This window comes from Microbispora sp. NPDC046933 (assembly GCF_040644635.1).
GTDB lineage: Bacteria > Actinomycetota > Actinomycetes > Streptosporangiales > Streptosporangiaceae > Microbispora.
The window spans coordinates 1-4,462 of the sequence record NZ_JBEYWW010000082.1; the positions used below are offsets into that span (position 1 = coordinate 1).

Sequence of the window (4,462 nt, forward strand, 5' to 3'; positions counted from 1 at the left end):
CTGTCACATTCGAGCGTCAGATGATCGAGAAGAGGCAATCGTCAACGGCCCTGCTGAGGGCCGCTGTGGCATAGGACCGTCTCCACGCTTTCAGGAGATTGACACTCGTGACCGGCCCGACGGCCAGGTCAGCGCCCCTAACGGCCGTGATCCATGCAATTCCCAAGCTGACAGCGCATACCACCACAGGTGAAGATGCCGGTGCCCTCTGCAATGATCCCGCGATACGCCCCAACGAAAGGCATGTGGGATGAGCGGCGCGACGGCGGAAACCTATGAGTGGCTCTACCGGGAGTTCACCGATGACACCCATGACACGTGGCTCTTCGCCACCTTCGTACGGGACCTGTCCCCTCAAGAGGCCCTGCGGCGGATCGGTGTCGCCCCTGGTCCGCTGGGCGACTCAGGATTCGGCATCGCGGCCTACGCGGCTGACGGCGGAACCGTTTTGATCGAATGCGGCTGGGCGGGGATCATCTACGACATGGCCGGCCCGCTGTCCGTGGGCACGTCCGCAGCCGCAGTTTTCGCCACCATCAAGAACGAAGACTTCGCCTACTGCGTCAATGATCAGTTAGTGACCACGTTCAGCCTGTACTCCTATTCCCTTCGGGAAGGCTCTGACCCTGACCGGCTCCAGAGCGATGTTGAGGACCTTGGCATGAACATCGACGGTGATCAGTTTGGATTTCCCGAGAACCCCATCTCCCGCGCTCTCGCCCTTGCCGAACGCGCCACGGGAGTCCACTTGTCTTCCTCCCGTTACGCCGGTCCCGCTCTGATGGGACCCACCGACCACCTTGCCCCCTACCGGTGATAAGGAAGAGGTCAAAGCCATGATCACGTGCCAGATGCGTGCCAGAAGGGACGGCGATCAGCGGTGAATCAGGGAGACTCACGGTGACTCGGCCCGCGCTGACCTGCACCCCTGTTTTCCCAGCTCAGCATGGCAAGATCAGTAGCCTATTCCCAAGCTGACAGCGCGGGTTCGATTCCCGTCACCCGCTCCACGAACGAAGGCCCCGGTCAGGGAGTAGATCCCCGCCCGGCCCTTGATTGTTTTCGGGGCGCTTTGATCTCCGCGTGCCATTACTGATCTTTAATTCGTGATGTCGAGTCCTGTCGTTATCGTCAGGCCGGTCGGTGGCAGGCAGCCGTCGATGAGGTGGGGCCGGTACTGGATCTTCTTCAGGGCGCGCTTGATGGCGCGGACGAGCTGGGGCAGGTCGGCGGCGGCGAGGTAGGCCAGGGTGCCGCGTTTGAGTAGGGACCAGATGCCCTCGGTGGGGTTGAGGTCGGGGGCGTAGGCGGGGAACTGGACGACGGTGAGCCAGTCGGCGTGCTCGGCGGCGAAGGTCTTCATCCCGGGCACCAGGTGCAGGTTGAGGTTGTCCCAGATCAGCACGATCGATGCTGCGAGCTGGGTGTGGGCGGACAGGATCAGGTCGCGGTAGTCCATCCAGCCGAAGGTCTTGGGCTCGCCCTTGCGACCCCGGTAGATGTGCAGGCGGTAAAGCAGCCGGGAGCGTTCGCCGGGTTTGTAGCAGACCAGGGCGGCGATGTTCACCCGTCCGGTCCCGCGCCCGCGCACGTGGATCAGCGGGGTGTGCCCGCGCCGGCCCCAGGTACGCGCGACAGGCGGCCTCAGCCCTTGACCGGCTTCGTCTTCGAAGCAGATCCAGGCGCCGTCGGCCGCCGCGGATCTTCCACCTGCGGCCAGACCTCCTTCTTCCACACCTGGATGGCGGCCTCGTCGCGCTCGATCGCCCGGCGGGCGGGGCGCTGGCACGACCAGCCGTTACGCCGTAGCAGGTACCACACCCCCTGCACGGTGTAGCCGATGTGGAACATCCTGCCGATCAGCGTCTTGATCCGCATCAGTGTCCAGCGCTGGTCGGCGAACCCGTGCGCCAGCGGACCGCGTTCCAGCTCGGCCTCCAGCCGGGCGAACTGCGCCGGGCTGAGCCGGGGCAGCGTGTGCGGGCCTGCTGGGGCCAGCGCCGCCGTACCGCCCTCGCGCCAGGTGCGCCGCCACCGCTCCACCGACCGCTGAGTGACCCGCAACCTCTGGGCTACCGCCGCGTTCGTGACCCCCTGCGCGAACATCTCGGCTGCTTGTAGCCGTACCTCCTCGCGGCGTCGCTGCTCCTGGGGGGTGAAGCCGCCGCCTTGGGCATACCGCACACCCTGGTCATACAGACCAGATCAGCCCTCGTCAGCTCACCGACAAGACCCATTTAAGTTCCGTAGCATGCCATTCGGAGCCAGAGCATCAGACAGCCGACGGTGACGCCAGTGAGGTAGCGGCTGGCGAGCTTGTCGAAGCGGGTGGCGATGGCCCGCCACTGCTTGAGCTTGCCGAAGCAGCGCTCGACCAGGTTGCGCTGCTTGTAGGCCTCGGCATCGACTGGAAATGCCGTTGGGCTTCGGCCGCTGAACCTCGCGTCGACCACCTACGCCTCAAGACCGAACACCGCGGAGACCCGCCGTGCGAGATCTTCCTCGGTGTCCCCGGAAGCCACCCTGAGCCCGTAGAGGCCTAGATTCCGGGTCTGCTTGCTGAGCCGATCGGTGAACAGTGCGTCACGTTGGAGCAGGTTCTGCAGCGCCCGCTGCGGGTCACCAGTGTTGGAGAGGAATCCCCATGTCGGTCCGCCGCGGCTGTCGAACACCGCCTGGCGGAACTGGGGAGTCGGCAGCAGCCACACGGCATGGCGCCATTCGGCGAGCAGGGGTTGGACGAGGCCGGGCAGCAGCCGGAACCCCTCAGCGACCACCGGCAGGTCGGCGGGGAGGGCTAGAAGGTCTCGAACGATCAGCTTGAATCCTTCGCCGTGAAACCAGTGGAAGGTATCGAGCATCTCGCGCGGACTTCTGGTCACCCAGCGTTCGTCCATGTCCATGGCAGCGAACTTGCCCAGGTAAGGAGCTTGTTCCACGGGCATGCAGCGGACGTGGTCGCTCATGACCGCGTCGGTATCGTACAGACGCATCCCGTACCGATCGGCGATGCGTCGGGCGATGGTGGATTTTCCGGCTCCACTCCCGCCACCGATCCAGTAGACGTGGCGCAACCGTTCCCTCCAAACCCTGGGAGAAGCACCTTCGTGCGGTTCAGAGTGCATTCGTTAGCTCCTGTCGACTGCTATCCGGTGAGCGTTGAGGACGAACGCCTGGTGCACAACCGGCCGGCCGCAGCTGGCTGCGGCAGGGGGCCTGGTCACCCCGCCCGCCATCGACCCGGGACAAGCCGAGCAAACCAAGGCCCGCTTCCCCTTCGGGCCGTCGACGGCATACGGAGTGATCAGGCAGGCCGAGGCGTGCGCGCCTGCACATAACATCCTGCCGTGGAGCTTCCCGACCGCGTAGCCCCCGAGGTCCTCAAGGCGTGGCATGAGCTCGCCGACTGGGTTGTTTCAGACCTCACCGCTGCTGGCCTACCCGTGACGCTGATTCGAACATCTGACGAGCTGCGTCCAGAGGAAGGTGTCAGCGTGGAGATAGATCCATTCGGAGACGCGGCGGGAGGGGTTTTCGCCAGGTGGAATGCATCACCGGCGCTCACCCGAGCAGCGACAGAGGCCCTCGAACGCGCTGACCATCAAGCCCATGCGTTGCAACATCTGGGAGTAATCGTCGAGGCGATGCGCAACGCTATGAGAGCCATCTTGATCTCGGCAGGGTATGAGGTCCTCGATGAGGACGACATCCATGTTCTGGAGCTCCGGATTGTTGCCGGACCCGTGAGCCCAACAGAGCACGCATGACCAGCACCGTAGCCTTGATCGTCGTGCCATTAGCGTGCCATTAGGCAGGGTGGCGAGGAGGCAACCACGGTCGCTCATGACCCGGCTCACGCCCAAGTCAGCGCCCGTACGAGCCGTGATTCATGCAATTCCCAAGCTGACAGCGCGGGTTCGATTCCCGTCACCCGCTCCACCTTTATATGCCCTCTGACCAGGCATTCCCTTGATCAACCATCCGACAGATGATCTCTGTGGGCTCACCGTGGGCTCACCACCCCTAAACGATCTTCTGGATTTCCTTTGGCATGGCCTCTGACCAGCTGAAACTGGCTCCGTGGCACGCATCGAGACCCGTCTTCGCAAGGACGGAAAATCCAAGGCCTACCGAGTCCGCTGGAGGGGGAGGCTCCTCCTCGGCGGCACCAGGACCGGGGCCTGGCAGTCGGAGACCTTCGAGCAGAAGGCCGCAGCCGTCACCTTCAAACTCGCCGTCGAGGCGTGCGGGCACTACTGGCCCGAAAACTGGATCCGCGGCTCCGGCTGGGCACCCACCACTCCTCGAGCCGAGACGCCCGCCCCCGCCGTCGAGCCGGTCCCCTTCGCCGACTACGCCCAGTGAATCGCTCCGGCTTTCGTGGAGGCCCTGATGTGCCTCGGGTTCTGTGGAGTCGGCTTGGTTGGCCGTCATGCCAGCTGGGTGTTTGCGTAGAGCATCT

At 64.5% G+C, this 4,462-nt stretch carries 7 protein-coding genes; 3 read left to right on the forward strand and 4 right to left on the reverse strand.

Going from position 1 to position 4,462, the window contains the following annotated elements:
* The first annotated feature begins 250 nt into the window (after positions 1 to 250).
* Complete coding sequence (locus tag ABZ857_RS43775; RefSeq protein ID WP_357056794.1) at positions 251 to 817, forward strand: DUF6461 domain-containing protein; 567 nt, start codon at positions 251 to 253, stop codon at positions 815 to 817.
* Positions 818 to 1,099: 282 nt separating this feature from the next.
* On the opposite strand, the gene ABZ857_RS43780 is transcribed toward ABZ857_RS43775, so the two are convergent.
* From ABZ857_RS43780 to ABZ857_RS43795, 4 genes are read right to left on the reverse strand one after another with little or no spacing between them, the layout of a single operon-like run.
* Positions 1,100 to 1,735, reverse strand: coding sequence for a transposase (locus ABZ857_RS43780; protein ID WP_357056797.1), 636 nt, complete (start codon positions 1,733 to 1,735; stop codon positions 1,100 to 1,102).
* Positions 1,645 to 2,184 (reverse strand): winged helix-turn-helix domain-containing protein, encoded by a 540-nt coding sequence (locus ABZ857_RS43785; RefSeq protein WP_357056800.1) that lies wholly within the window; start codon positions 2,182 to 2,184, stop codon positions 1,645 to 1,647. Before ABZ857_RS43785 ends, ABZ857_RS43780 begins: the two co-directional genes overlap by 91 nt.
* Before the next feature lie 53 nt (positions 2,185 to 2,237).
* Positions 2,238 to 2,453, reverse strand: a complete 216-nt coding sequence (locus ABZ857_RS43790) for a transposase (RefSeq protein ID WP_357056803.1) — start codon at positions 2,451 to 2,453, stop codon at positions 2,238 to 2,240.
* A complete protein-coding gene (locus ABZ857_RS43795) occupies positions 2,454 to 3,074 on the reverse strand; it encodes a shikimate kinase (RefSeq protein WP_357056806.1) in 621 nt (206 codons plus the stop codon).
* Between the two features lie 273 nt (positions 3,075 to 3,347).
* Here ABZ857_RS43795 and ABZ857_RS43800 point away from each other — a divergent pair, with 273 nt between their 5' ends.
* Together ABZ857_RS43800 and ABZ857_RS43805 are read left to right on the forward strand one after the other, a co-directional pair.
* Positions 3,348 to 3,767 carry a hypothetical protein gene (locus ABZ857_RS43800; protein ID WP_357056809.1) on the forward strand — a complete coding sequence of 140 codons (420 nt, stop codon included), beginning with the start codon at positions 3,348 to 3,350 and terminating at the stop codon, positions 3,765 to 3,767.
* 313 nt (positions 3,768 to 4,080) lie between these two features.
* The gene (locus ABZ857_RS43805) at positions 4,081 to 4,365 is read left to right on the forward strand and encodes a hypothetical protein (RefSeq protein ID WP_357056812.1); all 285 of its coding nucleotides are present in this window, start codon (positions 4,081 to 4,083) and stop codon (positions 4,363 to 4,365) included.
* Positions 4,366 to 4,462 lie beyond the last annotated feature (97 nt).

Bases quoted from the DNA above. Each gene is read 5' to 3' on its own strand.
- ABZ857_RS43775 (WP_357056794.1), top strand. From the start codon at position 251: ATGAGCGGCGCGACGGCGGAAACCTATGAGTGGCTCTACCGGGAGTTC.